A 26,445-nucleotide genomic window follows, 5' to 3' on the forward strand; every position below is an offset into this window, starting at 1 on the left:
CAAATTTGAAGCGATTAAAATGAGTCCGATTCATTGCCTTGTTATGTGATGTGGTGGTTTACTTCGTGATTTACAGCCTTGGCATCAGGGTCCCAGCCGCTAGACAAAGCCTCTTTTATACATTGAGCTATGTGCCTGGGCCCTATTTCAACTTTACCTAATGACTCCCAACTATCATTTCTAGGTACTTGGAAGTTTATATTTAGAATTGATGCCGGATTTTCATATTTTTCTACTGCAGCTTTCAAGCCATGATCAGGACTTGTGGCCTGACTATAGGTTGGTTTTTTGCGAATAGTCCATCTAAATGCTTTACCTTCTACTTCGATCTTTCTTGATCCTTTTTTTGGTATTGACATGAGTTAATTCACATAACGCCAAGCTAAGCGGCGCCGGTTACGGCGTCCTTGCTTGAGCGCCTTGTTAAGTGCGTTTTGATTGCTAAAACCAACCAAATGATAAGTAAAATAGGCCATCCCAAAAACACAACTATTAAAGCTCCATTTCTTAGATATTCCCAAACCTTTGTATCATCTTCCCAACCACCCCACGTAAGATTGATGTATTGCTCATTAACAAGCCAATCCGGGAATTCTCCGCTTGCAAGCCTGCGAGCATAGTGGCCTTCTTCTACGCCCCCCAAGAATAAATCTAATGTAGGGTAAGGTTTTAACAGTAAATAATATTCTAAGTTTCCACCTGGTTTATGCTCTACAGTCCAGAACAATAAGAGAGTTATTACTATTAGTATGATGGTACTTTTTTTCATACACGCACTTAACGCCGCCAGCAGGGGCAGCTTACCTTGTGCGCATTTTGCGCGAAAATGGGAGCAAAGCGACCTGCGCAAAAGGTGCACAAGGTAAGATGTCCCGCGGAGGGCCGAAGGCCCGGAGCACCCTGCCTGGCTTTGTTAGGCAGCAGTACTTTCCGCCACCACCTCTACCTTTTTGTAGCAAGAATCTTCGATGCTCTTATAGTTGATAATTTTTTCACAGAAAATTTTGTTTTCAGTATTACAAAATAAATCTAAGGGCTCTAACTGAATGAAATGCCCAAATGACTCGCCATTTTCTACAATACGTATCCCCATATACGGGGGAAGCTCTACGACCTCACTATGATACCAGGATGCAGTTATGGAAATTTTATAATTATTAGTCTTTGGAAAAAACTGGCCATAGCAAGCAGGTACTACCAATCGTTTACCGGCGATAGAAAGTACATTTTTTTCTAAATCGAAGACTGCAGGCTGATATTTTTCGGGCAAGCCGACAAGCTGACTTCCCTGTAAATCAATGATTGTATCTTGATGCGCCCAAGAAGAACCACATACCATCATGATTAAAAATACGTAAACTAGTTTCGTCATTCTCACTGCCTAACGCCCACAGCAGGGGCGGCTTACCTTATGCGCGTTTTGCGCGAAAATGGGAGCGAAGCGACCGCGAAAAACGTGCATAAGGTAAGACGTCTCGCGGAGGCCCGAAGGGCCGGAGCCTCGCTGCCTGTGATTGTTAGCTTTGACTTACGCTCTTAAGCTTAACTCGCGCACCTAGCTTCCTAGCAATACCAGTGAGCACCGAGTCAAAGGGATTTTCATACTGAATAAAGCGAACCCCATGCTCAGTAAAATGAAAGCAGACTTTTCCGTCGTGAGGAAATCGCTCTAAGTTCATAGAACTTGGAACCCAGTAACCAGATCCCGGAATCTCCAGTTCAAAAAACTCGTTTGTAAATGGGTTTTTCTGAATTAGTTTATCCGTGACTAGAAAGTTCGGCTCTCTACTCGCAACTTCACGCCACTCATCAAGCGATATCCTCTCCCCACCCCTTTTAATGATGCAATGCTTCATTGGCTACTCGTAAAGCTAACGCCTGCCCCACAGGAAGAGCGTCAGCGATTTCCTGTGCGGGCACTGGTTATAAGTTTCTAGGCACATACTTAAACTGCTCTCTTTGCTCAACTGAGACAACATGCTTAACCATTTCAATTTCGCATGCACCATGATCTTTAAAATTTTTTCGTCCTTCTCTTAGCGTAATGCCATGATTTGGACCTGAACCAACATCCAGCTCATCAATATCTTGCCCATCGCCCTCCCAAAAGCACACTGGACAAATTAAATAGTTGCCTCGCTCAGGTAGTGAAATGTAATCACAGCAAGGACACTGCTCTCTTGGAGTTGGATCTTCTGGTTCATACCATTCAAAAGCCTTTTTACTAAATAATGCCTTTATCTTCTCTAGCACTACTTATTCCTTATAACGCCCGTAGCAGGCGCGCGCATTTTGCGTCGCCTGCCTGCGTTTGTTAGTAGCCTCAATCTTTATTTGAGACAAGATAGTCTTTGGCCCTTTCAAACCGCTCACCCTCACCAACGATTGACACAAAAAAGTAGCCCTCATATTTCTCCAAAAGAACTGATACTTCAAAACTGCCTTCTTTCAGAGTGAAACGTGCTTCTTCCTGACCAGAGTTCACAAATTCATCTTCAAAGCGGGAGAAATCTCCCTCTATATATGGCACATTCGCCACTTCAGACAGCCCAATTAAAACCGACTCTGTATTGGCCACACATTCTGTATGATTCATGCTCTGTCTATTAGCTACTAACGTCGCAATCAGCGAGGCTGCGCAGCAGTCCGCTGCATTGCCTTGTTATGAGTAACTAGCTTCATAAGCCTGTAAAAACTCATTGAGCGCTCTCGCTGGATATTGTTCGTTTCGATTTATTTTGTAAGTCTTTATTTTCATGAGTTCACGAAGCTTAATCGCCTCTCCGTAGATGCAAGCCATAAGCTGTTGCTGCTTCACGGTAAACTCGATTTCAGATATTACTCTATCTGATTCCTTCCATTCACCCATCGATGCTGTTTCGGTGATGCTAATATCAAGGATGTGATGCTGTTCTTCGTCACGAGTGATTTCCCAGCGATAGGCACCTGGCTCATCGAACCACATTATATATGTAGATTTAATACCCTTAAGTAGTTCTGTAAAAGCAGAGAACATTTCTTCGAGAGGATTGCTAAAGATGTGCGTCATTCCAATCTCTATATGTTCTTCTTTGGTCCAGATACGGAAATCGCTCCATCCATACTCACCAAAACTAAATGCAAGTTCAATTTCTTGTATCATTGCTTTCTAGTGTAAGACTCATAACGCCGCGATAATCGGCTGGCGCTGCAAAGCAGTGACAGTCCGGTGGAGCCCCATTGGGGCGGAACGAAATTCATCGCCTTGTTATACGATTGCAAGCGCTTCATTTTAAATAGTTAGCTCACACCCTTCTTCGGTGGGTAGAATATTAGCTTTGTCTGGCCAAAACATGACTTGTGCTCTAAAAGGCTTGCCGTAGTAGTTAACAGCCGTACCTAAATACTCTTTGTACGCGTTGCTACTAATAGGCTTGAACATAACTTTAAAATCACCACCAATAACATTACCTAGTTTTTTGTTTGGCTCCATTTTGACACCGGACTTAATGTCTTCGACAATATCAGCAAGAATCGCGTGAGCGGAATCTTTCTTGAGGCCAAATATCATAATCTCTGGATGCCCGAAGCTTTCCTCTAAACCTATGGTCTATGAAAAGTCTTGATACTCTCCATTTGGATCAAAGACAAACAGGAAGTGCCATCCATATTCTTTGATATTTCCCTGTATTTCTTCTTTGTTCATACTCTTCTCGTATAACGTCTTGCTCAGCCGCTGCCGAAATGTAGCCGCTTTGTGCTAGCGTAGCGTATAGCATAAAGTGCGCGGAGTGTAGGCTGTCGGATGCAGCAACTTGTTATAAATTTCTATGATGCTAACTAAAAATTGAACCAATAGCCTCAAGCACACCCGTAACGGCACCAACCAAACCTTCTACGAAGGCTTCCAAAACACCAGTTAAAATCTCAACGATACCCACGGTAGACTCGGAAATAATAGTCGGTAATACAAGGCCAGCTATTGCGGACACAGCAATAGCTGAAGAAACCAATTCAACTCCATAGATTATGCTGTAGCAAATAACGGCAACTATAGATAGTGAGCAAATAGATTGAATAACCTTCAGCAATTTTGATTTTTCTTTTGGTTCGCTACTCATTACTTAGTCCTATTTATAACAGTTTATTAAAGAGCCAGTGGCTCACTATCCATTTGGCCACTATTTCTGGAATGAAGCCTTCAAGCTCCATAAAAAAAGCCTTTATTTACAGCAAGTTATAAACTGCCGTCTAAATAGTAACCAGAGATAGTAAGCCATTGGCTCAAGTCGTCTGGTTCAACTTCCCGCTCTTGAACACATTTTACCCATAATTAAATCAATAAGTTAGGGGGGATCTTTCTGTAGATGTAAGCCATGGCTCTATAATTCGGACCTTCGCACTGGCGACACGCCTCTCCACTACTGAAAACCGAAGCCAGTATCACCCACTCGTAATCGCCATAGCCGCAATAGAACTATGCCGGCCAGGCTGGGGGCCGCCTCTGCAATCAAGCCGGCCTATTATCATCATCCGCATACACCCGCTCATCGTAATTCACAGCCGTCATACTCACCCGCTCGGTGCCACTGGGTTTAATATCGGTGATGAGTGCCGGGTGGCTCCAACGCTCGGCTTCCCCAAACATATACAGCGGTGGCTCCATACTGCCATCTAGTGTGGGCGTGAAATCCAGATTGGAATCTACCTCTAAGAGGTTGGCGCTGTTGGTTGGCGTAGCCGTATAGAGGCCGGACAGTGTGCCGTCTGGTTTGCGCAGGGCGAGGAGGTGCGTACCTGTGCCCCATTCCAGTTGCGCATCCAGGGTGATAAGTCGGCCACTCACTGCCAACACCCTGCCCGTCTGGGAGTAACCGGGGATATCATCGGCGAGGGCGCAGTAGCTCAGATAGCGGCTGTTAAGGCCGTCCATTTCGGTCTTAAAACTGTAGCGGGTGCGGCGGTAGCGCTGGATACGCCTTTGCCGCATGCCGAAGCGCCAGGCTTTGGTTTTATCGGTGATGCCGAAGGCCCTGACCTTTTTCGGTGTCTGGCCCAGATCTCCCGGTAAGGTGCAGAGCACTGTGGCCGGTTTCCAGGTTTGCGGGTCGAAGTATTCCACCTCGATGCCGTCCGGCTCGTCGGGATCAAACAGCTTTATATCCCTTTCCAGCTCGCCGGCCATATTGTCCGGTTGGTACATATGTTCGAACGCCGTGCGCGGGCCGTCGCGCACCGGAATAATCTGGCCATAGTCCAGGGTGGGTTCTGCATAGCCTACGGCGAGGACTTTTTTCAATGCCTCGAACAGGGTGCTTTTGTTGTCGAATACCGCCGAGAAACTATCGCCACGCGCGCTCCATAAATCGTGCAGCTCTTCCATTTCCTCCAAGCCGATCTGGTGATCAGTATGGCCGACGCTCTTGATCACGTAGGCAAAGAACGGGGCTATATCTTCAGTGGCTTGCGGCGCAGACCAGCTGCCATTCTCATAGACGGGGAGCTTGCGGGTTGCGATGAGATTGAATTTATTCTCTGCACTGCCGGCCAGTGCATTGGTGCCACGGATTTTAACTGCAATCGTGGTCACACCTTCATAACGGCTAGCGCTGTCCAGTTCGGCTTTTAACGCGGTCCACTGCACTTTATCGTACACGCGGGTATCGTCAGTGCCTGGGGTGGTGCGCTTTGCGCGAACCTCTGGACGCATCCGGCTGCTGAGATTAATTTTTTTGGTAAAGCCTATCTGATCATTGCTGGCGCCGTTGAAAGTATGAGTGATGGTGGTCCAGCTGCCACTGCCTTCGGCCCGGTAATCAACTTCAATGGTGACAGAGCGAGTTTCGAAGTCTCCGTTATCTTTTAACCGGCCTAGCCCTTGTGGCAGGAAAAAATCCAGCCAAATTGTATCTGTCAGCTCGTTGGCGGGACAGGCGAAAAAGGGACCACTATAGCTGGTATCGCTCGGGCTGCTGCTGGCGATGGTGATGGACTCATGCTGAGAGCTGGTGAAACCGGTCCAGGCCGCATCCGGGTCACCATTGCCGTCCACCTTTTCCATAGCGGCGCTATTCACAGAGCCCTTGGAAACCACTCGGTAATCACCGTTATTGCTGGCACTGCCACTAATAGTGATGATTTCATTCGCCCCATAAGGGAACGGCCATGAAAGATAACTGCCACTCTCTGCGTCATATTCGTAACAGCTCAGAGTGTGGCCGGCCATGCTCCAGCGCGTGCGGCTGAAACCGGAACCTGAAGAGCTGAGACTCCCCTCCAATTCCAGCCCGGTTTGGCCGCCGCTGCTGCCCACCTCCGGCGAGGTATACACGTTGCGATGTGCTTCGTGACTAGTAACGCTCTCACCAGGGCCAAACAGCTTATAGTCGATATCGCCAAAATAGCCGCTGACCGGTGTGTTGCCGATAAAGATTTCCTCGGGGTCCACGGCATACTCACCAACGCCCACCGCCATCATTAAATACAGATATTGATCGTTGCCGATATATTCCCGGCGCGGCTGGTTAAGCAGATCAGGGAAAACTTTATGACGGCCGGCAATCTCGGGTACCACACCCATCAGTCGCGCCTGATTGCCCTGGGCGTTGGGGTTGTAGATGGTGGAACCATCGGGTGTGGTCTGGTTGTAGTTATCAGGGATCTGATTGGCAAAATACATGGCTGCAGCCGCAGCGGCGACCGCAACCACGGCCATCACAATCACCGCCGGGCCTTTAGCCTCCACTACCAATTCAAACTGATCGCCGGGCTGGATAAAGTAATTACTCCACTGTTTTGGCGGTAGCACTTTGCCATTTACCGTGGCCGAAAATAGCGGCACCTCGCGGGGCTCATAGCTGGGTACATTCGCTTGCAGCCAATTTTCAAACGTCTGCCCCGGTGTAGCGGTGCAGGTTTCGGAATTATCCCGTTCAAGCTTGCTGGGGTAGACTTTTAGAGTCGCATTCATAGTGAAAAAATTCGCAGCGTTGGAACAATCGGCGGAAGGCGCGCGGGCTGGTTAATAGCGGTTTTCCATACTGCCGCCCGGTGTGCAGGATTTGGGTCTGGCCGTTATTAATGACTATGCCCACATGGATCAGGCAGTCGCCACGAAAACCGCAGGCGACGGCACCGGGAACGCAGAGGCCCGGTAAAAAATCCGGTACCACCTGCAAGTAGCTGTCTGTCAGTAGCGGCTTGTCATCCGGGCAAACATGGCCAAAGGATTCCAACAGCGGGGTATCAAATTGCCGGTGCAATACATCGCGCACCAACCCCCAACAATCAAAGCCATGCATATCCCGCCCGCCGTCCACATAGGGGACGGTGAGATAGTTATTAATCCAATGCATAGAGCGTTAGCCGTAGTATTTAAGGCCAGGGGCAAAGTCGGGCGTGTAGAATTTATTCGGCCAGGCTTTATTCACCAGATCGTGAAAGCTGGCAATCACCGAAACAGAGCGGGCATTAGCTTTGACCGATACTGCCGTCATCACCGTAGGCGGCTGTGCGGGGGCAGACAGATCAGATTCAAGGAACTGCCGGTAAGCCACTTGAATGAGGCCGCCCACCTCCAGTGCGATATCAATATTTTGCAGCGCTTCCCCGGTAACATTATCCAGCTGGAACTGTAAATCCTGGCGGCCGCGCATGGAGCGCTGCGGTAAAGAAACCCCGAAACCACTCGCGGTGAAAATCACGGTTTGACCGTCCTCCAGTTTTGCCTCGATATCGTCAAATCCCTGGCACAGGCGAATCGCACCCGCTTCAAATGCCGGGTGTTTCAGTTCTAGGGTGTGGAGAATAATTTGATCGATCGGGGCGCTGGCGTAGACAGTTTCTAATACCGCGCTCATAGGAAGAGCTCGGCTAGAGCCTGGCCGTATTTCCGCAACTCGTAGGGGCCGGGGTGATTAAACCGATTGGCGTTACTCATGGACAATGGACTGAGTGCAATGCCGCCGAGGCGTTCATTATCCGCCAGGTAAGTGGTGGAAACGAAGGCGCTACCGGTTTCCTGAGCAGCGAGCCACAGGCGATCATTGGTGGTGCGCCAGCTATCCAAACTGGCACGGCCGCCAATAGAGCTGATACGCGGGCATCCCATAATAATCACATCAGCCCCAGCCGCCTTGCACTGGCGGGCAATCTCAGCCACGTTGATGGAGGTGCTGCTCTGCCCTATTTCATTCATCCCAAAACCAATCACCGCCAAGTCTGGAGAGCTTGCCAGCATGGTGTTGAGGCGATCCGGGTGCAGACCGCCATGACGTATGCCATCCGGGTCGGTATGGTCCGCACTGGTTGTGCCACCGATGCCCCAGTTATCATAGGTGGCCACAGAACCGAAAGCCTCTTCCAACCCAGTTCCAACCCAGATGCTGATGCACTTGGCCCGCGCCGTCACCGTGGTCATAGCGGGGCCATAGATCCTTGGTGTCTTGCGGGTAATCGCCGTAATAGGGTTCAGTATCGCGGGTAGTGCCGTTCGGAGTTTGCCAGGTGCCGCCTCTCTGCGCAGTAATCGAATCGCCGTACCCTGCAAAGGTCAACGGGTTGCCCTTGCGCAATTTGCCCAGAGTCTTCTGTAGGGCGCGGCGATTGAACGCGGAGCGCCGGAGCACTTCCCGCTCATTGCCCTCAAAAAGCCCATATTCCCAGGGGTACAGGGGAATCAATTCACAGTTATTGCCATACACATAGGCCAAATAAAGTGGCCGCTTATCAGTGCTTGGAGTCGGAATATACTCCTCTGGATCATAGCTGCGACTGGTCCCCTCTTTAACGCTGACGGCCCCGGTGAATGGGTCGTATTCAATCAAGTCGTAGCGCAAGCCATAACCGTCATAGGTGATCTCCACGTCGAAGGCCGGTACATCCTGCAGCCCTTGCACCTTGCCACCGTCATACCACACACTGTACTCCACACCCTCCACCAGGGGCTGATTATCAGAGGTGCGCACCATCGAGACATTGCGAATAAAACGATACGGCAGATAGGCCCCGGATGGTAAAACAACCGCTCATCAATATCGTAAAGCAGAGAATAGGTTTCGGTTTTTGCAAAAGCTTTTATGGGCTGCCTAAGCACCAGCTCTGTGCTGGTCAATTTGATCGGCAGGTTAAGGCGCTGTAATTCCAAACCGGTGAGCGTCACCGTAACACCGGACACTTTTGACTGACCGACCCGCACCTCGGTATGCGTAGGAGCAATCGGCTCTTGCCCCGCCATTTGATAGCGGTTCACCATTACGCGAAAACCAATACTGAAAGTGCCGGCTATCGGGTTCCAGATGGTGCTGTTGCTGACGCCATACCAACCCCGCTGCCAGATATCGTCATTGGAATATTCATCGGTGGAGCGACCCATACCGATGCCGTAGCCGGGGTATGCTTCAGCATCAAAGGCAAAAATGTACAGATAGCCGGCCTCCAGCTCTCCCACGTCATCGGTATTGATGGATAGCTCAAACCAACCATCATCTGGAGCGGCAAAATCGGCATTTTTGAAATCTTTTTCGAAAAATACTTCGTCCTCTTCCAGAGAGCCGGGGGTGCTATTTAAATCCAAGCTGTCTGGCCGCCGGTAAATCCGAAAATTAAACCCCGGTAAAGACGCCATGCCACTGGTGAGGAATTCCAACTCATCCACTTTAGTGGTTGCCAGCGGCTGATAACCCACGGCCCAGCGGTCAAAGAAGCGGCCATCGTTGGTTTCATGCTGCCAGCCCACAGTTCATAGATATCCCCCCGGCTATACACCACCACCGACACAACAAGATCTAGCCGGCGGGTAGTGCCTGAAAATTCTTGTTCTGTTTGTTCCGTAGCAAAGCTCACAATGATGGCCGGCAGCTTTTCCCGTTCGATACCTTCGGTGGTTCCCGCTGAGGGAAAGTTGTAGCCGGATAGGGTTTGCAGCTTGTTTAGTACGCCATCGCGGATGGTGATGCGTTGTGTCATGGGGTAGTACTCCAGGAATTTGGGGTATAAAAAAGCCCGCTGGTGCGGGTTTCGAAATCAGTTTACTCTCAACTCAAAATACGATGACTTCCAAGATTTACTATCACTCTTTATTGGTTAACAATGCACTTGATGATTGATACATTTCACGCAAAACAACTGCAGCAACAAACCCAGGAATAACACAAAAAATAAAAAAAGAGTACACCGTGTAAAATCTAGACTCACCAAAAAATAGAGCTGCCATCGTTATATTACAGATTCCACACAAAAGGCCACCACCAACATAAAAACAAAAATCACTCTTTAATATAGATTGAAAAAACTCAACGATTACGGAACAAATAAGCGCCGGAACCCCAAGAAATATGAACTGAAAAAAAACGCCAGAATGAACATTGTATAGGAATTAGAATCTGTCAAACTATTAAAACCACGAGGTAAAATTACCCATATCATAAGAAATAGAACCCCCAATATAATGGGAAATAAAACCCCAACAATCACCCTCTGAATTCTCTTACTCACAAATCAATAACCCCTTAAAAAAATCTAACCCCAAACAAAGCGAAGCAAGTATAGGCGGCCGGACAAATCTATTTTTTACAATCTACTTCCTATAAGATATTTACTAAAAGTACCAGAAATACATTAAGCGAGTCATTAAAATATAAATTATTGGTACAAATGTACAAAATTCTGCTCTAAGCATCCTCAATAAAGTTGGGCATTTTCTCCGCCTTATGCTAATTTGGGAAGGGCATATACTCCTAAGCATCCACCAACGTCGGCCAAACAACCCCATCATCCCACCAGCGCTTGCGCACTTAATATGCCCTCAACATCCGCCGCAGCCCGATCCAACAGTTCATAGATATCCCCCCGACTATATACCACCACCGCTACAACAAGACCCAATCGGCGGGTAGTGCCTGAGAGTTCTTGTTCTGTTTGTTCCGTGGCAAAGCCCACAAGGATTGCCGGCAGTCTCTCCTGCTCGATACCTTCAGTGGTTCCCGCTGAGGGAAAGTTGTAGCCGGATAGGGTTTTTAGATTGTTTAGTGCGGCATCGCGGATGGTGATGCGTTGGGTCATTGGGGTACGCTCCAGGAATTTTGGGCATAAAAAAACCCGCTGGTGCGGGTAAGAAATTTCAAGTTTTGAAGAAGCTAACTTTACTCGAATCTTACATACTGATTGATAGACTCAAGAAATTTTACAGATAAAACCGCTACAATAATTGCTTATAGGTCTTCAATCACACATAAGTTTAATATGCATTCTTTATCTTCATCCCTGGATTTAATACAGTGCAAGCTGCTAAGAATTCATCAAGCCCTTCTTCAGGGATACTAATATTCAAATGATCAGTTACGTTTTCATACAGATTAAGCTGAATAGCTCCAGCCTGTAAATTGCAGGCGGGCACAGGGATAGTCCTTACAATAAAAGCATTTATTCGTGTAAGATCAAATTCAGCTTTAAAAGGAATAACATCACATATTTCTTCATTCGAAAATGCGCCATTAAAAACCCCTCCCGTGGTTCTTTTGCAGTTGTCAAGATAAAACGACTCATAAAAGAACTTACCTCCATGAACCCCTATATATGGATTATTTGCAGTTTCATGAACTTTATTACCGTTAGCGCATACCCCCTCACCAACACCCGTACCGCCAAGATACATATCAACTATGCTTATCGCTTCTTCTTGCGTCATTGAGGAAGCCTTCATCCTCGCACTTTCTGGCAGTTGGTACGCACAAGCACATAAAAATAAAGACAAGACGATTAAAGATATTCTTTTCATTATTCACACTCACAACATCTATTTGCGTAATTTCTGACTTAGATTTTTAACACCTCAAGTAACGATTATGAAGTGGTCCCCCTACCTTAGCTAATTATAGTTATTTCATTTTTATACTACCCTGGAAAGCCTTTAAAAGGCGGCAGCCATTGAACACCCAAAGGAGAATGAAAAGTGGGCGAGCGCTATTTCCTTACGGTGTTGTATTCACGCTCATGGCCGCCGTAAAACCACAGACCTACTTATCTGCCATCAATCAGGCGGCGTTTTTCCATGCATTTATCTGATCCAGTAATGCCGAGAAGGTCTCGACGTAGTATAGGGGCTGAGTCTCTCTAGCAGGTTTCATTCCTGCCAAAGCGCAATCCGGCCTGAGTGAGCGACTTAAACCTCTTGATTCCCCCCTTGCTGGAGCGTCGCTGCAACTCCTCCAGATACCCCATACCTATTAGGATTGGGTTAACGGCATGGGCTGATAACGATGCCCCGTGCTCCTTCAATAGGTCGCTAAGGGCCTTCACGGGTGCGTCCTGAACGTAGTCCGGCAGGAAGCGGTCACTAACACCCCTCTCAGTGAAAATGGTACTGAGCATACGAACTTTGCTGCTATCGCTCATGCGTAGCATTCGGGCGGCGCACTCTGCAATTTGCAGCTCAGGCAAAGACGGAGGTAACGGTGATACTTCTGGTGCAGCCCCCAGATTACCCTTCCTAAAATCAATGAAGGTTTGGTTAACCTTGAGGCGGAAGGCAGGGCTAATCCAACCGGCATACTCCACCGCTAGTAATTCATGGGCAAAAGTTCCCGGTGCAATACCACCGTGGATTTTACTAATTGGACCAAGATGTAAATTTACATCTTGGTCTTCTAGCTCTGCGATTAAAGCCTTGGTTTCACTTCGCCTCAGCCACTGAGCGGGACTCTTATGTCTAACCTCTCCACTAGCTTGATGCAAAGCATTCAAATTAAAACGCCCATCTACGTCAGTAGTGATTTCCACACCAGCAATTAACGGCAAGCTATTAACGTTATTCATATAACCACTCTCCTTGTTAATGTTCAGTATTCTGCCCACCAACTACTCGTTCGGCTGCAAAGGTCAATCCATCCAGCACCGCGCTCTCTTCGCCACAGAGGGCATTGAGTGCGGCGTTTTTTTACTGGGGAATCGGGCCATTCCAGAATGCGCTGGCGAGCCAAATTTAAAAATTGCAGATTACGCAACTGCTGGACATGAGCCGGCTGAAGCGCACAGTGAGAGTGATCAATCTTGGAGATTAATTGGGAATCGGCCATGGCGGCCTCCTGAGAAGTTTTAGTTTCTAGCGACTGGCCAGTTAGTAGCTGGCAGCCGGGTCTCAACTAGAGCCTTCTCAGAAGCTCCGGGCCTATTTCCCCTAAGGGTCTTGTATTACGCCTCTCGACCCGGCTATAAAAGCTAGGCGTGCCAAATTGCAAGCACAAAAAAACCGCAGAGGCTGTCGGGTGCGGTAACCGCTGAGAATGTTCTAGTTCTCTCAGTGTCCACCAACCCGCATGGAGCTGTCAAGCTCCCAGCACGGGGTTAGGCTACCCCTATCCCAATCTCCGTTTGATCACTCCAAATGTATGTTTTTCTATACAGCCCGCTACCACAGGCAATAAAAAACCCCACCAGCGCGAGCTAGCGGGGTTTTTAAGCGCTACTCAATAGGCGAGTAACGAGCGATGTTGTAATCCTACCTCTGCGGGCATTACCACACAAGCGGGGAGGAATATTTTGGCGGTTATTGCCTCATCACTACCAGTGGTTCAATTTGTAAAGTATTGCCACAAAAATCGCCAATCCGGCAGTTTGGATTACCCATCACCCGTACCTGCCATACAAAGCTATCATTCTTCAAAAGAAAAATTCACAGCCAGGATATTTTTCTACTGTTCCCTATTAGCGACAAAGGATCATAAAAGCTTCATTTCGTGCCCCACTTGCTCCTCCACCTCCCGCTACTACCTTCCAGCCCTCCGGCACTTTAACTGTTTTTTCAGGCAGTTCGCCGTTATTTAACGACCTGCCAGAGACACTCCAAAGTCTCGCTGCAAAGCACTCTTTAAACTGCTCATCTTTTTTTTCTTTTTTCTCATTCGCCATGACTGTAGGCACAGAAAGAGCAAAGGCTATACCTATTAGAGTCAAGTATTGCACGGTATTCTTTTTCATTCTTATCCTTTTTTTTATTACGTTAAATTTAAAGAAACTATTATGTAGTTACTTTATACACTGAATCATATTGGAGACCTCAGAAAAATCAATAAGTTACACCCTTACAACACCTCCGTGCCCCCAGCGGGTAGCCTCACATTTGCTCTTTAACCATCCACCAACACCCGCCAAACAGCCCCATCATCCGAAAGCCGCTTACGTACTGAATACGCCCTCAATATCCGCCGCAGCCTGATCCAGCAGTTCATAAATATCCCCCCCCCTGCTGTGCACCACCACCGACACAACAAGATCCAGCTAGCGGGTAGTACCCGAGGGCTCCTGTTCTGTTTGTTCCGTAGCAAAGCCCACAAGGATTGCCGGTAGTTTTTCCCGCTCGATACCTTCAGTGGTGCCCGCTGATGGGAAGTTGTATCCGGATAGGCCTTTCAGATTGTTCTGAACGGCATCGCGGATGATGATTCGTTGGGTCATTGGGACGTGCTCCAGGAATTTTGGGCATAAAAAAACCCGCTGGTGCGGGTTTAAAAAAACTAAATTAAATACCAGCCTGTAAATAGGCCCAAAAAATCACTCTTAATTTAGATATATAAATTACGGCTCAATATCACATATTCTGCCTGAACATGAACCGCCACCACCACCAGTGCCACCACCAGTGCCACCACCAGTACTGCCAGTGCTACCACCAAGGACTATTAAACTTTTCCAGTTGCTGAAAAACTCACCATCGTAGCTTCTAAAGCGATAATGAGCATCACATCGCTCGGAGTAGTTATAGCTAGATAAATTGCTTAATGAACCAAAATTTTCCCATGTTGCTGTTTCCTCAACAACATCACATCGAGTACCAGTCCACTGAGCAATTGTCTTCCTCTGAACCTGAAACTTCATGGGAAGGCCAGCCTTAGCATTAATTGCATAAGTCTGATCCATTGTGCCAGATATTAAAAAGTCACCATTCTTCCAGTTACCATTGGTAGACTCATTATTCTTACTAACTGACACAGTAGGTCCATTAATTGCTAAGAAACGTTCGTTATCACACTTCTTGTCACTTTTATCAATTACAGCTACCCAATTCCAGCCTCGATACGTTGGAGTCAAATGTAGATCCGACTCACCTTCCTCATCTATGTCACTGTCACGCTCTGCAGTAATTACCGTCCTGTTGGAAGAGTCCAAATGGGCAAGCTTGAAAGTTGTTTTATGGCCCCAGTGAACCAACCATGGCGATTGTGATACAAATTTTGCCGAACGCCCCACCACTGTTCTGGAAGGACTATCCTTAACATAAATAACACCCGTGTCACTACTATAGTTTTCGCAACCTGGAATTATAGTAGCAGCGTGAACAGCTGCAGATCCAAATGCAAAAAAACACAGCGAACCAATCATAGCTCTTTTCAATTTTATAATATTTCTAAACACACCCAACCCTACTCAAGAAAATTAAAATAAATATACACTCCAGCAAGGATACTACTATGAATTTTTAAAACAAAAAACCTCAATAATTTATTAAATATGGAACCCAAGTACTGATTTTTCTAACTTTCTCAATCCATCAAATACTCACACCAAAAGTCAATCCATTCATAAAAGCTAACTTAACGCCCGCCCGCACAGGCCGGAGCTGCGAAGCAGTGGAGGTCCAGCCCCGAAGGGGCGATTGTGCCGGGCCTTGTATGGTTGTTCTTGCCCGATTCTGATGTTGAAAATCCTTTTCGCTAACGGGTAAATTGAGACCCACCTTCGGCGGCCACCGAAGGCCTTGTTTATCACAGTTCGCTGCCTAGCCGGCTCGTAAAAGACCGATAACAAGTATGAACGTGATAAGCACTCACTAGGCATAACTCGAATAGTCATGTGGGCCTCGAGCCCGAATAGCAAGGCGGAGATAGCTTATCTTATGGAACCTCAAGAGATCAATGTCGGTATCGATACCAGCAGTAAACAACTCGATATTTATGTGAGACCTAATGGCCAATTCTATAGTGTTACCAATGATAAAAATGGTATTAAGGATGCCATTAAACAACTACAACCTCTTAAACCTGAAAGAGTATTGATCGGGTCCACAGGAAGGCTAGAATTAGAATTTGTCTGTGCTGCTTATAAAGAGGGACTGCCGATAGTTGTTTGCAATCCTTTACAAGTAAGAAACTTTGCAAAGTCAGCGGGGCGACTCGCCAAAACAGATAAGCTAGATGCAATTGATATCGCACATTTTGGTGAAGCAATGAAGCCAAGATTGTCATCAATCAAACCAGAAAAACTTAGAAATATTAGTGACTTACTGACGGTCAGGAACCAGTGCTTAGAGATGAGTACAATGCAAAAGAATCGTCTCAAGAGAATGCCCAAATCTGTTCACAAGCCCATTCAAGCTATCTTAAAAGCCATCAAGAAAGAGCTAGAAGGGGTCGATAAGCAACTTGATAAACTTGTTAACAGTGTTGCCGAGTGGCGACAAAAACGCGATTTCCTATTAAGTGCTAAAGGAGTCGGCAATGTACTGGCTTACACGCTAATGAGCGAACTTCCTGAGCTAGGAAAATTGAACCGTAAAGAAATCGCTGCACTTGTGGGTATCGCCCCGATGAATCGTGATAGCGGCAGCTTCCAGGGTAAGCGCTATATTCGAGGTGGGCGACATCGTGTACGCACAGTTTTGTTTGTTTCTATGATGTCGGCAATACAATGCCACCCTAAATTAAAGCCAATGTATGAGCGCCTGGTCGCTGCTGGTAAACCAAAGAAAGTAGCCCTTATCGCATGTATGAGGAAGCAACTTACCATTCTAAATACGATGGTAAAAAACAACACTTACTGGGATGAGAAAATGGCTTAAATACTTGACAAAGGACCATAGTCACTTGTTATATGGCAAACACATAGTACAGTAAAAACAAGAAAAGCATTGGCAGCAGGAAGACCAATGGCTTGAGAGTAAATGTACCAGATAGTCGATGTATACTCACGATACTGGTTCTGTTAACGAAGTTGAAAATGTGTTCCGCAGAATACAATATAAAAATACAACCAACAGCTAATCCGATATAGGTTCTACCAACCAAAAAAAGAATACTAATTCCGATTACCAAAATCAGCCCAATAAAAGGAATAAGTGCTTTCTCTATTAGCTTATCGATAGTCAATTACTCCTGACATATAACGCCGTGATATGCGGCGGGCGCTGCGAAGCGACGACCGTCCGGGAAGCCTCCCCCCTTAAAGTAGACGCCACCTTATATTCATCTTATGCGGCCATTCTTTCATATTCATCTGGGCTTTTGAACCCAAGTGAACCATGTCTTCTTTTAAAGTTATAGTACCTATCAAGATACCAAGATAAGTTGGTTCTTAGCTCCTCAACGGATTCAAAATTAAATCCTTTGAAACTCTCAGTTTTCAGTGTTTGAAAAAATGATTCTACATACACATTATCATTCATAAATCCTGGACGATTCATGCTCGGCTCAATACCCAGTTCCTTGAGTCGGTTTTGGTATGCATAAGCACCGTACTCAGAACCTCTGTCGCTGTGAAATATTAGATCTGATTCTATATTTCTGCAACGGACAGCTTTATTTAGCGCTGACAGTGTTAGCTCAACAGTTCGAGTGTCCGACAGCTCCCAACCCAACACTTTCCGGGAGTAAAGATCAATAATCACAGCTAAATATTGTCATTGCCCATTGATCTTCAGATAGGTTACATCACCAGCCCATTGAGAGTCTGGTTTAATTGGCATACCATGCTCTCTTTGTAAATTTTCAACCTTAATGCAAGAATTTCCAGGCAAAGGGCGTCGACGATAGATCCTCCCAGCTTTCCCCACGATTCCAGCCTCTCTCATAAGGCGTTCAACGCGCTTGTGATTTATTCGTTCACCATTAGCTTTCAGCTCTGCGTAATTCTTGGGCTTCCATAATTACCATCATGCTGCGCATAGATAGCTTCGATATACCCAAGAATTCGCCTATTTTCTATGTCTCGAGTGCTCTCATCACGGTTGAGCCACTTATAAAACCCTTGGGGTGAAACATTCAAGTATCTACATAAGTACCTGACACCAAAGTCTGATCGATTAAGAGCTATGAACGAGAATCTTTCAGCTTTGGATCTTTCATGTACATTTCCCACTTTTTTAGGAAATCATTCTCCTTTTGCAATTTCTCAACCTGCTTTTTTAGACGTCTTATCTCTTTATCATCAGTTTGAGACTGAGTTTTCGTTGTCTTTGCCATACTTATTCTACGACTGGGCTTCTCGACCAGCTTGCCTTCTCTACTTTCCTGTCGCCATCTATACACCATTACTGGATGCAAACCAATAATGTTGGCGATAGTGGTCGTATCTACTTTCAGTTGATTAGTGAGAGCTACCACTCTAACTTTAAACTCTGTTGAATATTCAACAACCCGCTCTTCACTCAGTATTTTCGGCATTTTTTCCTACCCTATTCAAAAGGTAGGCGTCTACTCAATGGGGGAAGGTTTCGTAGGCTGTCCGGCGCTGATAGGCGCGAAGTTCATGGCCTTGTTAGGCAATCCTTCGCATCTTCCATACTCACCGATCATACTTATGAACAAAGCTGGTTATACATGCGGCCCCATTCGGGGAGAGGCGGAATATCACCATTACCTGTAATTGCATCCTTCAGAACACTGCACATGCATTTCACCCGTTGCGTGCCACTACCTTCGTTTACAAACCGATCTCTACAAGTTTTAATCCTGTCATGCAAGGACGCCAACTCATTGTCATCGTATGTGGAAACCAGGATTTTCGCCTGCCTTTCCATTTCTTTCTTATCGACTTTTTTCTCCGCCTGTAGATAACTAACACCTAATTGAATAGATGAAGTGATCGCGGAAACTATTGTTGCAACTTGAACAGCAAGATTTATGTCTGGCATTTATTACACCTCCTTGTTGATGAGATTCTGCCTAACGCCTGCAGCTGGGGCGGAAAAAACCAGAGCGAAGCGGCGGTTTTTACGTCCCTAGCCTGCACTTGTTAGCTGCGGACCTCTACCACAGCTACGGATTTACATATTACAAAGCATGTATCAAACACCAATGCCTTGCACCCACCCTCAGGGTTATATGAGGGAATAAAATTAGTTTTAATGTGGTTGCCAACTGCACTTTGATAAAGCTCCATTAGTGGTTTTGGCCCCTGCGCTAGTTGCCCATTGGAACCTTTACAGAATTCTATGAACTGGCCCGCGTTATATGTATTTGCAAAGTCAGTAAGGGGACGCCAGCCACCAAATAGTTTTTCATGAGCCTCCCAAACTCGCCCTAGTATTTCATACCTACTTTCTGGCTCTGAGGAGTAATAAAGATACCCATGAGGCTCATTGTGAACCCATAGTAACTGATGAGAATCAGTAAATTCGATCTTACCAGATACAGAAGGCTGTACTTCGCTTTCTGTTACTCCGTGACACGTAATCTTGAAATAGCGCGTAACATCATAGTCATTCCAATCATCACACTGGAAATCGATTACTAAATCGTCTGAATAATCTACGGCAGTGATTCGACCGTTAAGATCTTCGTATAGCTTTTCTGATAATTCTTCGATGCTCATATTTACGTGCAGCTAACGCCCACGGCAGGGGCGGCTTACCTTATGCGCGGTTTGCGCGAAAATGGGAGCGCAGCGACCCGCGAAAAACGTGCATAAGGTAAGCCGTCCCGCGGAGGCCCGGAGGGCCACCTTCACTGCCCGTGATTGTTATGTACACTTGGCACCCAGCTCGATCGGATGCTCCTTCAACCACTGTGCGTCATTTGCTTTGGTTGTGAAGTTCCACTGCGTTTCATGAGTAATACTACTATCTATGAGCAATTTCAGTGAGGCTACCCTTCTGCACTTAACACGATAGTAGCGGAGCACGTGAACGACATTGTCCAGATGTTCTCTGTTTAGCAGTTCTGGAGCGGCCCTGATTCCAATGCCGTTCTCATACACCAGTGGCTGATATTGACTCATTTCATCAGCAATAGCTGTTACCGAAATTGCTAGAAGTAGTGACAGTGCTAAGAATTTCATTTCAGTACATAACGCCTAAAGCACCTGCGTCAAAACCAAAGCGAAGCGGCGGTTTTGGCGTCGGGTGCCTTTACTTGTTATAAGTTGACTACTCACTAATTAGAATCTCGATATCTGGTTTAACAGAGAGCGTGACCTCGATACCAGTTTTGCTTATGAACGAAAGATAACCCTCTTGGTTGGGAGCAGGGGTATGACGCGCGAACTTGCACCCCATTATTTGATATTCGAACAAAACATGATTCTGATTTTCTCGGAACAACCTGAATCGAACGTCCTCCTCAAAAGGAAATATTGTAAGTTCTAGTTCAAGGCCGCTCTCCTGGACTCTGAAAACATAAAATGGTCCACCGCCTTCATCCTCGACAACCTCAGGGATTACTTCCAAAATCCCAACAAATTCTGTTTCATCCCATTGAAGCACGATACTTCCTATGACTTATAACGTTGCCAACAGGGGCGGCCGAAGCAGCGCGTAGGCCGTCCAGCCCAGCTATCAGCTGGGTGAGCCTGCTTGGCCTAGTTATGTGTTTTCAATACCTGCCCATGACTGGGCGTTTACTAACTTGACCTCTACACTAATCTCTTCAAATTCTGGAGAATAGTCTTCAATATGAATAAAGCCAGTAGAAATTTTATTACCTGACTCATCTAGAAGCGTTAACTCCAAATCATCTCTCTTCTGATGATACTCATCATATTGCTTGCTGGCGAACAGCTTAAAAACACTTTTTACTTTTTGATAGCCAGGTCCTTGTATAAAACGTCCATGAACCATGCCCATACTTAAATCAGCATGCTCCAGTCTCGATTGACCTAAGTAAAGATTTTTTGAAAGTATGTAGTAATTCATGTGTTCACATAACGCCGTGCGCAGCGGCGGCTTACTTTGTGCATTTTTTGTGCAAAGATAGGAGCGTAGCGACTGCGCAAAAAGTGCACAAAGTAAGACGTCGGTCTGCCGCACCTTGTTACATGCCCCTTACCACTGAATTTCAATCGGAGTTCCCACCTTTACCAGATCCATGAACTCATCCATTTCACTGTTTGTTAAGGCTATACAACCGTTAGTCCAATTAAAACGCTGAGTTATTGGTGAAAACCAACCCAGCCAATTTCTTTGACCATGAACCATTATGAAACCACCAGGGGAAACACCCAGTTCTTCAGCGACATCCTTATCCTTCTGATTAGGATATGAGACATGCATAGCTCTATAAAATGATGAATCTTCCTTTTTGTAGTCTAGGATGTAGCGACCTTCAGGTGTCTTTTCATCGCCCTCTTGTTGCTTGTGGCCTTTTGGATTCTTACCAAAAGCAACATGATATTCACGAACCACCTTTTCTCCATCCAGCAGATAGAGCTTGTTCTCGGATTTATCTACCTTGACCAAATCTACTTCTGCAATGGCATTGCCGGTCAAAAGCATAAAGATGAGTAGGATATTTCTCATATGCATGTAACGCTCTGCGCACAGGCGAGCGAAACGTAGTGCAGCGAGTCCAGCCCGCGCTTTTTGCGGGCGATTGTGCCGCAGTTTGTTATAAGTTTTTGCCGCGATGTTTCTTCCTTAACGCCCTAGCACTAACTGGCTTTAGTGGGCAGTATTTTGCAAAAACAAACTCAGCTAAAAACGGACCCGCTAGTAGTAAGGAGCCAAAAACCAGTAAACTTTGAAACCTCAATCCCAAGTAAATAGCAAGAATAGGTATAAACGCGCACCCGAACGCTATCACCCTCTTAGATAAGGCTGCATATTCATACTGGAAAAAGCATTTCTCACAATGCATTCTACTTGAGAAAGATAACATCTTTACCTTTACAGTTTTCTCTTTACATTTTGGGCATTTTCTCATCATGACTTATAACAGTTAATTCAAAAGAAGCTTCTTTATATCACCCTGCTCTATATTTCTAAGCCCCATTTTCTTCGATGATGAAAAAAATTTAGAAAATCAATAAGCTATCTGCACTTGGCGCAAATGTACAAAAAAAGATATAAAGCAGCGTCTTTATAATTCTGTATTTTCTCTGCTTTATATCACTTTTGGAACCCTTTAAGTATCAATGGGTTACAGAGTTTCATCTAGAAATAGGAGCATCTGCTGCTGATCTTTGTTATAAAATGCACGACTGTACATTTTTCGACCACCCTTAATACACCTAAAGGTCTTAATCCAGTAACTCGACTTTTTGGGCTACCCATCCACCAGCACCCGCCAAACCACCCCATCATCCGAAAGCCGCTTGCGTACTAAATACGCCACACCACCAAGGGTAATCACCGCCTCTGAGTTGTAAGCCCCTACTTCGCTCACCAACAGACTCAACTCGATACGCGGTACCCGCACTCGCTCATCATCTTCGAACTCGTCGATCTCTTGATCTTTAATCACCCGGCAATCAATAGGTTCAGCACCGCTACCGTCTGTACAGGTAGCGGGCTTGCCCCATTTGCGAAACGCGCGCTCCGCGGCTCTTTGGTCCAGATCCATGGATCACCTAGGCCTTTACAGTGCCCGGAACACCGGTAAACTTGACCGCTAAGCTAGTAATGCCATTACCGGCTGCCTCTGCGGCAAAGACGGTGGGGCCGGTAATATCGCCGGTTGCGGCTGCTGCGGCACTGCTATCAAAGGCTGCTACGGATGCATCCCAGGTGAGGGTTTCCCCCTGACTGATCTCTGCGGCGGATACCTTGGGTACACTAAATACACCTTCAATAGCGATCACACCGGACTCACCCACGGCGATATCATCCATCGCCACACCTAGCACTGCGCCTACTGCTAGCACCTGGCCAGAGATAATTACCGCGCTGGTGTTATTGGTGTAATCCAGCATGCGCCCGTCTTGCACAAAATTAGTAGCCATTCTCTTTCTCTCGATTGGGTTAATAACTGTTGCAATAAAAAGGGCCGCGATGTGTGGCCCTTTTCAGATTCTTTCAGGTTTAGTTTGGTTCGAACTGGGTATTAGGTCTTGGGCGTTTTCACCATGCCTTTTGCATCCCAGGCTTTCGAAGCGGCATCCAGGCGGACTTTGAATTCCACCCCGTCGATATTCCAGCCATTTTGCTGCTCCAGTACTGGGGCTTGCTGGCCATCCAGGTAAAGCACTTCGATGGTGTCGTGCGCTACCGGGTCGGCTTTGAGGTACCAACCGTTATGACCGCTAAGGCGACCATCGGAGATTACGCTGGCAATATTGCGCACACTGTTGGGTACAGTGTTGGATTTCTCAGAAGCACCCACTTCAAACTCTGACTCCAACGCAACCTTTGCGGCACCCTCGTCGGCAATATCACACAGCAGGAATTTAGGGCGGATATTTAGGAAAGCGGTACCGTCCTTCTGTTTGCCCATCAATACCCGCGCGGCGTCGATACTGGCTGTGTTGATACCTGCCTTAGCAGCTAGATTGCCATGGTCAGTATGGAATAAGGCCTTGCCATCGGCCATTTTGGGATTGTTGATCAGGATACTGAAAACCAGATCCCCCACGGTGAGAATAGCAGCGAGACCCATCTTTTGTGGGATTCGGGTGAAGGTCCCCAGGTCGTCATTGATAATCGCCTGGCGCGTAATGGAGAAGAGTTCCCCGTAAGTAGCCAGAGCGGCAGTTTCGGCACGCTCTCCAATACTCACGTATTTAAATTCTGCCCCAGGTGCCACCTGGCGCAATGAGGGGAAGGTGCCAAGATCCGTGCGAGTAGCTATCTTGAAATCGCTTAAGTTTCCAGTGGCGGTAAACTGCGGAAAAACCTCTGCCGCTTCAGAGTAACCCTTCAGCATGGATTTATTAGCAATATTGCCGAGGACCGTCGCGAAGTCACCAGAGCTATGAGTAAACGCTGCGGCAACCACGCCCATTTTGTCCAGGCACGATAAATTCTTTCCGTGGGCGTGCATAAACATGCGGGCAATTTCCAGCATGGTATAGCCGGCCATACTATTGCCTTCGGTGCGTTTCTCACCAAAGGCACGCATGGCAATGGCATTCTCAGCATCTGCCTTGATGCGCTTAATGCCCTCACCTTCCTGCACCACTACGCTGTAGCTTTGCACTGGGGTTGGGGTTTGGTTACCCAGGGCTGTGAGCAGTTTATCCTTGGCCTTTTCAGCGGTGCAGTCCATATCATTGAGACATTCCTGCATAACAACACTGTGTGCTTCGAAGCCTTTAAATACGGCTTTGATGGTGTCTTTGCGCTTTTGCTCATCTGCTGCAAATTGCGCTTTCATTTCTGGGGTAACCTCGGTCGCAGCGGTTGCAGCTGGCGTGGTGGAGGTAGTTTTCGGCATGGCTTGCGCCTCCTGGCTATGGGTTTGGTTTGGATTGCCTGCAACCGCAGACGGAAATCTAAATTCAACGGGCCCCTGCATAACCAATGCACTAATGGCTTGCGGGGTATTTTTGAATTGGTTTAAGTGATCGGCGTTAAAGCTGGCAGCCATTTCCATTGCTGCTGTCGTGTCAGTGGCAAAACCCGCTTCCACGGCTTCGGCGCCGGTATACCAAGTCTCGTCATCCATCACCTGGCTGACTTCCTCATCCGACATTCCGGTGCGGGAGGAATACAAACCAATCATGGTGGTTTTGACTTTTGCCAGCAGGCTCTTAGTTTTTTCCAAGGCACGCACATCGCCTCGCACACCGGCGCTGGGGTTGTGCACCATGTAATAGGCATTCTCAGCGATATGAACCGTGTCCCCGGCTAAGGCGATCACACTGCCCATACTGGCTGCGATGCCTTCAATCCAGGTTTCCACCTCGGCTTTGTGATCTTTGAGCAGGTTGTAAATGGCAGTGCCATCGAACACATCCCCATCAGGGCAGTTGATATGCAGATTGATCTTGCTGACATCCCCGAGCGCTTTGAGGTCTCGGGCAAAGTCTTTTGCGGTCGCAATCGCATGGTCCATAGCCTTATCCAGTTCAATCGGAAGGTGACGCCGCGCTATGCTTTCAGCTATTCGGATAAAAGGGAAACGTTTACGGTAATCTGGCTTTCCTTTAAGGAAAATCAGGATGGGCTTAACCGTTGGCCGACGTTTACCGCCTGCCCTCTTCCAAACGCCTAAGGCACCATTAACTTTGCCAACAAAATATTTACCCTTCTTACCCTGCGCACTACCTGCCCCCCTTGTAGAGCCAGGGTTACCCCGTAATTCAGCCAGGATTTTTTTATAGGTTCCGACCGAGATATTCCCATGCTTGTTTAATCTCGCCGCCTCACCATGCACCACATACATACCAGCAGGCAGGACACCCATATGTCGAAGGGCACGCTCAAAGCGCTTGTCGTTTCGGTTCACATCCATGACCGACGGGGCCAGATATTTACTCGGTGCAGTTCCGTTAGAAACCTCATCACGGATAAAGACTTTGGCAATGCCAGAACGCTTTGTGGCTTTCTTCACCAGTACAGAGTTCAGCGTTAACTTTGCCGGGTTTTTAAATACACGCCCCATCGCTGAGCGCTCTTCTCCACGTATACGAAAGGCCACGTTATTTAGGGCTATCGAACTGGCATAAGGTAATTGCTTTTTTAATTCAGCAGATGCTCGATCAAACTTTGAAGTATCCAGCTTTACACTAACGTCCATCGTCCCCGCCCTGCTGCTCCTGCAGCTTCAAGCGCTTGTGGTTGTAATACCAATTAACCATTAAACCTGCCGCAGCTATCAGCACACCAGCAAGACCAAGCCAGTTGTTTGCAAGCCAACCCGCGAAAGTTCCAGCACCAATAGCAGTCATATAGCCAGCCTTGAGGTTTGGCGCTGTCCACCCCAGCCAATGAAAGACGATCAGCCCCACGAATGTGAGCATTGTTACTGGCCGCCAGTTTCTTTGTAGCCATGACTCTCCCCCAGCTTCTGTAGTGATTACCTGGGTAGCCGCTCTCAGCTCCTCCAGGTCCATTGAGATTAACTTTGAATCCACCTGCGCCTTTAGGCGATTGGCTTCTGTCTTATCCGGGAATGCCTTGTCTATGACCTTGCCGAATAAGTCAGATATAGCGGAAATCATTAGTAGCTCCACACCGTAGGGCGCGCACGCTCGCCAGGAATTGAATCAAGGTCATCCAAATGGATAAACCGCTTTTTGATCGGCCCCTTCTGCTTCACCCCTATACCGCTGAAACCTTCTTCTAAGGCAACTTTCATAAGCTCATGTGCTCTGCCTACGGCCACAGAAATATCAACAGCTTGCCCGGTGGCATGAGTCATGGTCGCATTTAATCGTTTGTTGTGAGCTGGGCAACGATAACCGGAATTGATAACCATTGGCTTGCCGGAGCGCTCCCTGACTCTAATCAGGCGCTTTAGCGTTTCATCTTTGAAATGATTTTTGCCACAACATCGGCAGGCCAATTCCGACTCTTTGAAATGGTCATTCTGGAACATGGTGCCT

At 47.0% G+C, this 26,445-nt stretch carries 36 protein-coding genes and 1 pseudogene; 1 reads left to right on the forward strand and 36 read right to left on the reverse strand.

Going from position 1 to position 26,445, the window contains the following annotated elements; genetic code table 11:
- Window positions 1–41: 41 nt before the first annotated feature.
- The 22 genes from ACJJJA_RS14080 to ACJJJA_RS14185 all read right to left on the reverse strand — a co-directional run bounded on the left by ACJJJA_RS14080 (window position 42) and on the right by ACJJJA_RS14185 (window position 15,387).
- Window positions 42–359 (reverse strand): hypothetical protein, encoded by a 318-nt coding sequence (locus ACJJJA_RS14080; protein ID WP_444905024.1) that lies wholly within the window; start codon window positions 357–359, stop codon window positions 42–44.
- Window positions 360–382: 23 nt separating this feature from the next.
- Window positions 383–769: a hypothetical protein gene (locus ACJJJA_RS14085; protein ID WP_444905025.1), complete on the reverse strand. Its 387-nt coding sequence runs from the start codon at window positions 767–769 to the stop codon at window positions 383–385.
- Window positions 770–913: 144 nt separating this feature from the next.
- Window positions 914–1,372, reverse strand: coding sequence for a hypothetical protein (locus tag ACJJJA_RS14090; RefSeq protein WP_444905026.1), 459 nt, complete (start codon window positions 1,370–1,372; stop codon window positions 914–916).
- A gap of 551 nt (window positions 1,373–1,923) precedes the next feature.
- Window positions 1,924–2,253, reverse strand: a complete 330-nt coding sequence (locus ACJJJA_RS14095; protein ID WP_444905027.1) for a CPCC family cysteine-rich protein — start codon at window positions 2,251–2,253, stop codon at window positions 1,924–1,926.
- 70 nt (window positions 2,254–2,323) lie between these two features.
- Window positions 2,324–2,596 (reverse strand): hypothetical protein, encoded by a 273-nt coding sequence (locus ACJJJA_RS14100; RefSeq protein WP_444905028.1) that lies wholly within the window; start codon window positions 2,594–2,596, stop codon window positions 2,324–2,326.
- 66 nt (window positions 2,597–2,662) lie between these two features.
- Entirely contained in the window at window positions 2,663–3,142 is a 480-nt protein-coding gene (locus ACJJJA_RS14105) for a hypothetical protein (protein WP_444905029.1), read from the reverse strand.
- Between the two features lie 129 nt (window positions 3,143–3,271).
- Entirely contained in the window at window positions 3,272–3,586 is a 315-nt protein-coding gene (locus tag ACJJJA_RS14110) for a DUF4262 domain-containing protein (protein ID WP_444905248.1), read from the reverse strand.
- A gap of 229 nt (window positions 3,587–3,815) precedes the next feature.
- Entirely contained in the window at window positions 3,816–4,100 is a 285-nt protein-coding gene (locus ACJJJA_RS14115) for a hypothetical protein (RefSeq protein ID WP_444904237.1), read from the reverse strand.
- Between the two features lie 389 nt (window positions 4,101–4,489).
- Window positions 4,490–6,949 carry a host specificity factor TipJ family phage tail protein gene (locus ACJJJA_RS14120; RefSeq protein ID WP_444905030.1) on the reverse strand — a complete coding sequence of 820 codons (2,460 nt, stop codon included), beginning with the start codon at window positions 6,947–6,949 and terminating at the stop codon, window positions 4,490–4,492.
- Window positions 6,912–7,334, reverse strand: a complete 423-nt coding sequence (locus ACJJJA_RS14125) for an NlpC/P60 family protein (protein ID WP_444905031.1) — start codon at window positions 7,332–7,334, stop codon at window positions 6,912–6,914. Before ACJJJA_RS14125 ends, ACJJJA_RS14120 begins: the two co-directional genes overlap by 38 nt.
- 6 nt (window positions 7,335–7,340) lie before the next feature.
- A complete protein-coding gene (locus ACJJJA_RS14130; RefSeq protein ID WP_444905032.1) occupies window positions 7,341–7,838 on the reverse strand; it encodes a DUF1833 family protein in 498 nt (165 codons plus the stop codon).
- A complete protein-coding gene (locus tag ACJJJA_RS14135; protein WP_444905033.1) occupies window positions 7,835–8,323 on the reverse strand; it encodes an SGNH/GDSL hydrolase family protein in 489 nt (162 codons plus the stop codon). Before ACJJJA_RS14135 ends, ACJJJA_RS14130 begins: the two co-directional genes overlap by 4 nt.
- Window positions 8,310–8,897, reverse strand: coding sequence for a hypothetical protein (locus ACJJJA_RS14140; protein WP_444905034.1), 588 nt, complete (start codon window positions 8,895–8,897; stop codon window positions 8,310–8,312). The genes ACJJJA_RS14135 and ACJJJA_RS14140 overlap by 14 nt, the downstream gene beginning before the upstream one ends.
- Window positions 8,801–9,553: a hypothetical protein gene (locus ACJJJA_RS14145; RefSeq protein WP_444905035.1), complete on the reverse strand. Its 753-nt coding sequence runs from the start codon at window positions 9,551–9,553 to the stop codon at window positions 8,801–8,803. The genes ACJJJA_RS14140 and ACJJJA_RS14145 overlap by 97 nt, the downstream gene beginning before the upstream one ends.
- Window positions 9,544–9,945, reverse strand: a complete 402-nt coding sequence (locus ACJJJA_RS14150; RefSeq protein WP_444905036.1) for a hypothetical protein — start codon at window positions 9,943–9,945, stop codon at window positions 9,544–9,546. Before ACJJJA_RS14150 ends, ACJJJA_RS14145 begins: the two co-directional genes overlap by 10 nt.
- Before the next feature lie 804 nt (window positions 9,946–10,749).
- On the reverse strand, window positions 10,750–11,040 hold the full coding sequence (locus ACJJJA_RS14155) for a hypothetical protein (protein ID WP_444905037.1): 291 nt from the start codon (window positions 11,038–11,040) through the stop codon (window positions 10,750–10,752).
- A 175-nt stretch (window positions 11,041–11,215) separates the two neighbouring features.
- Entirely contained in the window at window positions 11,216–11,755 is a 540-nt protein-coding gene (locus tag ACJJJA_RS14160; RefSeq protein WP_444905038.1) for a hypothetical protein, read from the reverse strand.
- Between the two features lie 335 nt (window positions 11,756–12,090).
- Window positions 12,091–12,792, reverse strand: coding sequence for a KilA-N domain-containing protein (locus ACJJJA_RS14165; protein WP_444905039.1), 702 nt, complete (start codon window positions 12,790–12,792; stop codon window positions 12,091–12,093).
- A 23-nt stretch (window positions 12,793–12,815) separates the two neighbouring features.
- Entirely contained in the window at window positions 12,816–13,052 is a 237-nt protein-coding gene (locus ACJJJA_RS14170; protein ID WP_444905040.1) for a hypothetical protein, read from the reverse strand.
- Between the two features lie 628 nt (window positions 13,053–13,680).
- The gene (locus tag ACJJJA_RS14175; protein WP_444905041.1) at window positions 13,681–13,953 is read right to left on the reverse strand and encodes a hypothetical protein; all 273 of its coding nucleotides are present in this window, start codon (window positions 13,951–13,953) and stop codon (window positions 13,681–13,683) included.
- Window positions 13,954–14,253: 300 nt separating this feature from the next.
- Entirely contained in the window at window positions 14,254–14,430 is a 177-nt protein-coding gene (locus ACJJJA_RS14180; RefSeq protein ID WP_444905042.1) for a hypothetical protein, read from the reverse strand.
- A gap of 120 nt (window positions 14,431–14,550) precedes the next feature.
- Window positions 14,551–15,387: a hypothetical protein gene (locus tag ACJJJA_RS14185; RefSeq protein WP_444905043.1), complete on the reverse strand. Its 837-nt coding sequence runs from the start codon at window positions 15,385–15,387 to the stop codon at window positions 14,551–14,553.
- A 481-nt stretch (window positions 15,388–15,868) separates the two neighbouring features.
- Between ACJJJA_RS14185 and ACJJJA_RS14190 the strand changes: the two genes are divergently transcribed.
- Window positions 15,869–16,810: an IS110 family RNA-guided transposase gene (locus tag ACJJJA_RS14190; RefSeq protein ID WP_444905044.1), complete on the forward strand. Its 942-nt coding sequence runs from the start codon at window positions 15,869–15,871 to the stop codon at window positions 16,808–16,810.
- A 408-nt stretch (window positions 16,811–17,218) separates the two neighbouring features.
- Here ACJJJA_RS14190 and ACJJJA_RS14195 read toward each other — a convergent pair whose 3' ends face one another.
- The 14 genes and pseudogenes from ACJJJA_RS14195 to ACJJJA_RS14260 all read right to left on the reverse strand — a co-directional run bounded on the left by ACJJJA_RS14195 (window position 17,219) and on the right by ACJJJA_RS14260 (window position 26,438).
- Window positions 17,219–17,635, reverse strand: a complete 417-nt coding sequence (locus ACJJJA_RS14195; RefSeq protein WP_444905045.1) for a DDE-type integrase/transposase/recombinase — start codon at window positions 17,633–17,635, stop codon at window positions 17,219–17,221.
- Between the two features lie 12 nt (window positions 17,636–17,647).
- A pseudogene (locus tag ACJJJA_RS14200) lies at window positions 17,648–17,872 on the reverse strand (IS3 family transposase); the annotation flags it as partial.
- 184 nt (window positions 17,873–18,056) lie between these two features.
- Window positions 18,057–18,410 carry a transposase gene (locus tag ACJJJA_RS14205; protein WP_444905046.1) on the reverse strand — a complete coding sequence of 118 codons (354 nt, stop codon included), beginning with the start codon at window positions 18,408–18,410 and terminating at the stop codon, window positions 18,057–18,059.
- A 134-nt stretch (window positions 18,411–18,544) separates the two neighbouring features.
- Entirely contained in the window at window positions 18,545–18,880 is a 336-nt protein-coding gene (locus ACJJJA_RS14210) for a hypothetical protein (RefSeq protein WP_444905047.1), read from the reverse strand.
- 101 nt (window positions 18,881–18,981) lie between these two features.
- Complete coding sequence (locus tag ACJJJA_RS14215; RefSeq protein WP_444905048.1) at window positions 18,982–19,560, reverse strand: hypothetical protein; 579 nt, start codon at window positions 19,558–19,560, stop codon at window positions 18,982–18,984.
- A 147-nt stretch (window positions 19,561–19,707) separates the two neighbouring features.
- Complete coding sequence (locus ACJJJA_RS14220; RefSeq protein ID WP_444905049.1) at window positions 19,708–20,025, reverse strand: hypothetical protein; 318 nt, start codon at window positions 20,023–20,025, stop codon at window positions 19,708–19,710.
- 88 nt (window positions 20,026–20,113) lie between these two features.
- On the reverse strand, window positions 20,114–20,449 hold the full coding sequence (locus ACJJJA_RS14225; RefSeq protein WP_444905050.1) for a hypothetical protein: 336 nt from the start codon (window positions 20,447–20,449) through the stop codon (window positions 20,114–20,116).
- Window positions 20,450–20,548: 99 nt separating this feature from the next.
- Entirely contained in the window at window positions 20,549–20,992 is a 444-nt protein-coding gene (locus ACJJJA_RS14230) for a hypothetical protein (protein ID WP_444905051.1), read from the reverse strand.
- Between the two features lie 15 nt (window positions 20,993–21,007).
- Complete coding sequence (locus ACJJJA_RS14235) at window positions 21,008–21,487, reverse strand: L,D-transpeptidase family protein (RefSeq protein WP_444905052.1); 480 nt, start codon at window positions 21,485–21,487, stop codon at window positions 21,008–21,010.
- A 739-nt stretch (window positions 21,488–22,226) separates the two neighbouring features.
- Window positions 22,227–22,523, reverse strand: a complete 297-nt coding sequence (locus ACJJJA_RS14240) for a head-tail joining protein (RefSeq protein ID WP_444905053.1) — start codon at window positions 22,521–22,523, stop codon at window positions 22,227–22,229.
- A gap of 7 nt (window positions 22,524–22,530) precedes the next feature.
- Window positions 22,531–22,902 carry a capsid cement protein gene (locus ACJJJA_RS14245; RefSeq protein WP_444905054.1) on the reverse strand — a complete coding sequence of 124 codons (372 nt, stop codon included), beginning with the start codon at window positions 22,900–22,902 and terminating at the stop codon, window positions 22,531–22,533.
- A gap of 101 nt (window positions 22,903–23,003) precedes the next feature.
- A complete protein-coding gene (locus tag ACJJJA_RS14250) occupies window positions 23,004–25,637 on the reverse strand; it encodes a ClpP-like prohead protease/major capsid protein fusion protein (RefSeq protein ID WP_444905055.1) in 2,634 nt (877 codons plus the stop codon).
- Window positions 25,627–26,061, reverse strand: a complete 435-nt coding sequence (locus tag ACJJJA_RS14255) for a 3TM-type holin (RefSeq protein ID WP_444905056.1) — start codon at window positions 26,059–26,061, stop codon at window positions 25,627–25,629. The genes ACJJJA_RS14250 and ACJJJA_RS14255 overlap by 11 nt, the downstream gene beginning before the upstream one ends.
- Complete coding sequence (locus tag ACJJJA_RS14260) at window positions 26,061–26,438, reverse strand: D-Ala-D-Ala carboxypeptidase family metallohydrolase (protein ID WP_444905057.1); 378 nt, start codon at window positions 26,436–26,438, stop codon at window positions 26,061–26,063. The genes ACJJJA_RS14255 and ACJJJA_RS14260 overlap by 1 nt, the downstream gene beginning before the upstream one ends.
- Window positions 26,439–26,445: the final 7 nt, after the last annotated feature.

The sequence above is a fragment of the Microbulbifer mixtoriginis (SeqCode) genome, from assembly GCF_052466865.1.

Excerpts from the sequence above, each read along its gene's own strand:
- ACJJJA_RS14155 (WP_444905037.1), bottom strand. The coding sequence starts at position 11,040 with ATGACCCAACGCATCACCATCCGCGATGCCGCACTAAACAATCTAAAA.
- ACJJJA_RS14120 (WP_444905030.1), bottom strand. The coding sequence starts at position 6,949 with ATGAATGCGACTCTAAAAGTCTACCCCAGCAAGCTTGAACGGGATAAT.
- ACJJJA_RS14175 (WP_444905041.1), bottom strand. The coding sequence starts at position 13,953 with ATGAAAAAGAATACCGTGCAATACTTGACTCTAATAGGTATAGCCTTT.
- ACJJJA_RS14180 (WP_444905042.1), bottom strand. The coding sequence starts at position 14,430 with ATGACCCAACGAATCATCATCCGCGATGCCGTTCAGAACAATCTGAAA.
- ACJJJA_RS14115 (WP_444904237.1), bottom strand. The coding sequence starts at position 4,100 with ATGAGTAGCGAACCAAAAGAAAAATCAAAATTGCTGAAGGTTATTCAA.
- ACJJJA_RS14165 (WP_444905039.1), bottom strand. The coding sequence starts at position 12,792 with ATGAATAACGTTAATAGCTTGCCGTTAATTGCTGGTGTGGAAATCACT.
- ACJJJA_RS14260 (WP_444905057.1), bottom strand. The coding sequence starts at position 26,438 with ATGTTCCAGAATGACCATTTCAAAGAGTCGGAATTGGCCTGCCGATGT.
- ACJJJA_RS14085 (WP_444905025.1), bottom strand. The coding sequence starts at position 769 with ATGAAAAAAAGTACCATCATACTAATAGTAATAACTCTCTTATTGTTC.
- ACJJJA_RS14250 (WP_444905055.1), bottom strand. The coding sequence starts at position 25,637 with ATGGACGTTAGTGTAAAGCTGGATACTTCAAAGTTTGATCGAGCATCT.
- ACJJJA_RS14080 (WP_444905024.1), bottom strand. The coding sequence starts at position 359 with ATGTCAATACCAAAAAAAGGATCAAGAAAGATCGAAGTAGAAGGTAAA.
- ACJJJA_RS14215 (WP_444905048.1), bottom strand. The coding sequence starts at position 19,560 with ATGAGCATCGAAGAATTATCAGAAAAGCTATACGAAGATCTTAACGGT.
- ACJJJA_RS14160 (WP_444905038.1), bottom strand. The coding sequence starts at position 11,755 with ATGAAAAGAATATCTTTAATCGTCTTGTCTTTATTTTTATGTGCTTGT.
- ACJJJA_RS14090 (WP_444905026.1), bottom strand. The coding sequence starts at position 1,372 with ATGACGAAACTAGTTTACGTATTTTTAATCATGATGGTATGTGGTTCT.
- ACJJJA_RS14125 (WP_444905031.1), bottom strand. The coding sequence starts at position 7,334 with ATGCATTGGATTAATAACTATCTCACCGTCCCCTATGTGGACGGCGGG.
- ACJJJA_RS14100 (WP_444905028.1), bottom strand. The coding sequence starts at position 2,596 with ATGAATCATACAGAATGTGTGGCCAATACAGAGTCGGTTTTAATTGGG.
- ACJJJA_RS14150 (WP_444905036.1), bottom strand. The coding sequence starts at position 9,945 with ATGACACAACGCATCACCATCCGCGATGGCGTACTAAACAAGCTGCAA.
- ACJJJA_RS14210 (WP_444905047.1), bottom strand. The coding sequence starts at position 18,880 with ATGCCAGACATAAATCTTGCTGTTCAAGTTGCAACAATAGTTTCCGCG.
- ACJJJA_RS14235 (WP_444905052.1), bottom strand. The coding sequence starts at position 21,487 with ATGCATATGAGAAATATCCTACTCATCTTTATGCTTTTGACCGGCAAT.
- ACJJJA_RS14105 (WP_444905029.1), bottom strand. The coding sequence starts at position 3,142 with ATGATACAAGAAATTGAACTTGCATTTAGTTTTGGTGAGTATGGATGG.
- ACJJJA_RS14170 (WP_444905040.1), bottom strand. The coding sequence starts at position 13,052 with ATGGCCGATTCCCAATTAATCTCCAAGATTGATCACTCTCACTGTGCG.
- ACJJJA_RS14255 (WP_444905056.1), bottom strand. The coding sequence starts at position 26,061 with ATGATTTCCGCTATATCTGACTTATTCGGCAAGGTCATAGACAAGGCA.
- ACJJJA_RS14220 (WP_444905049.1), bottom strand. The coding sequence starts at position 20,025 with ATGAAATTCTTAGCACTGTCACTACTTCTAGCAATTTCGGTAACAGCT.
- ACJJJA_RS14205 (WP_444905046.1), bottom strand. The coding sequence starts at position 18,410 with ATGCCGAAAATACTGAGTGAAGAGCGGGTTGTTGAATATTCAACAGAG.
- ACJJJA_RS14245 (WP_444905054.1), bottom strand. The coding sequence starts at position 22,902 with ATGGCTACTAATTTTGTGCAAGACGGGCGCATGCTGGATTACACCAAT.
- ACJJJA_RS14130 (WP_444905032.1), bottom strand. The coding sequence starts at position 7,838 with ATGAGCGCGGTATTAGAAACTGTCTACGCCAGCGCCCCGATCGATCAA.
- ACJJJA_RS14190 (WP_444905044.1), top strand. The coding sequence starts at position 15,869 with ATGGAACCTCAAGAGATCAATGTCGGTATCGATACCAGCAGTAAACAA.
- ACJJJA_RS14240 (WP_444905053.1), bottom strand. The coding sequence starts at position 22,523 with ATGGATCTGGACCAAAGAGCCGCGGAGCGCGCGTTTCGCAAATGGGGC.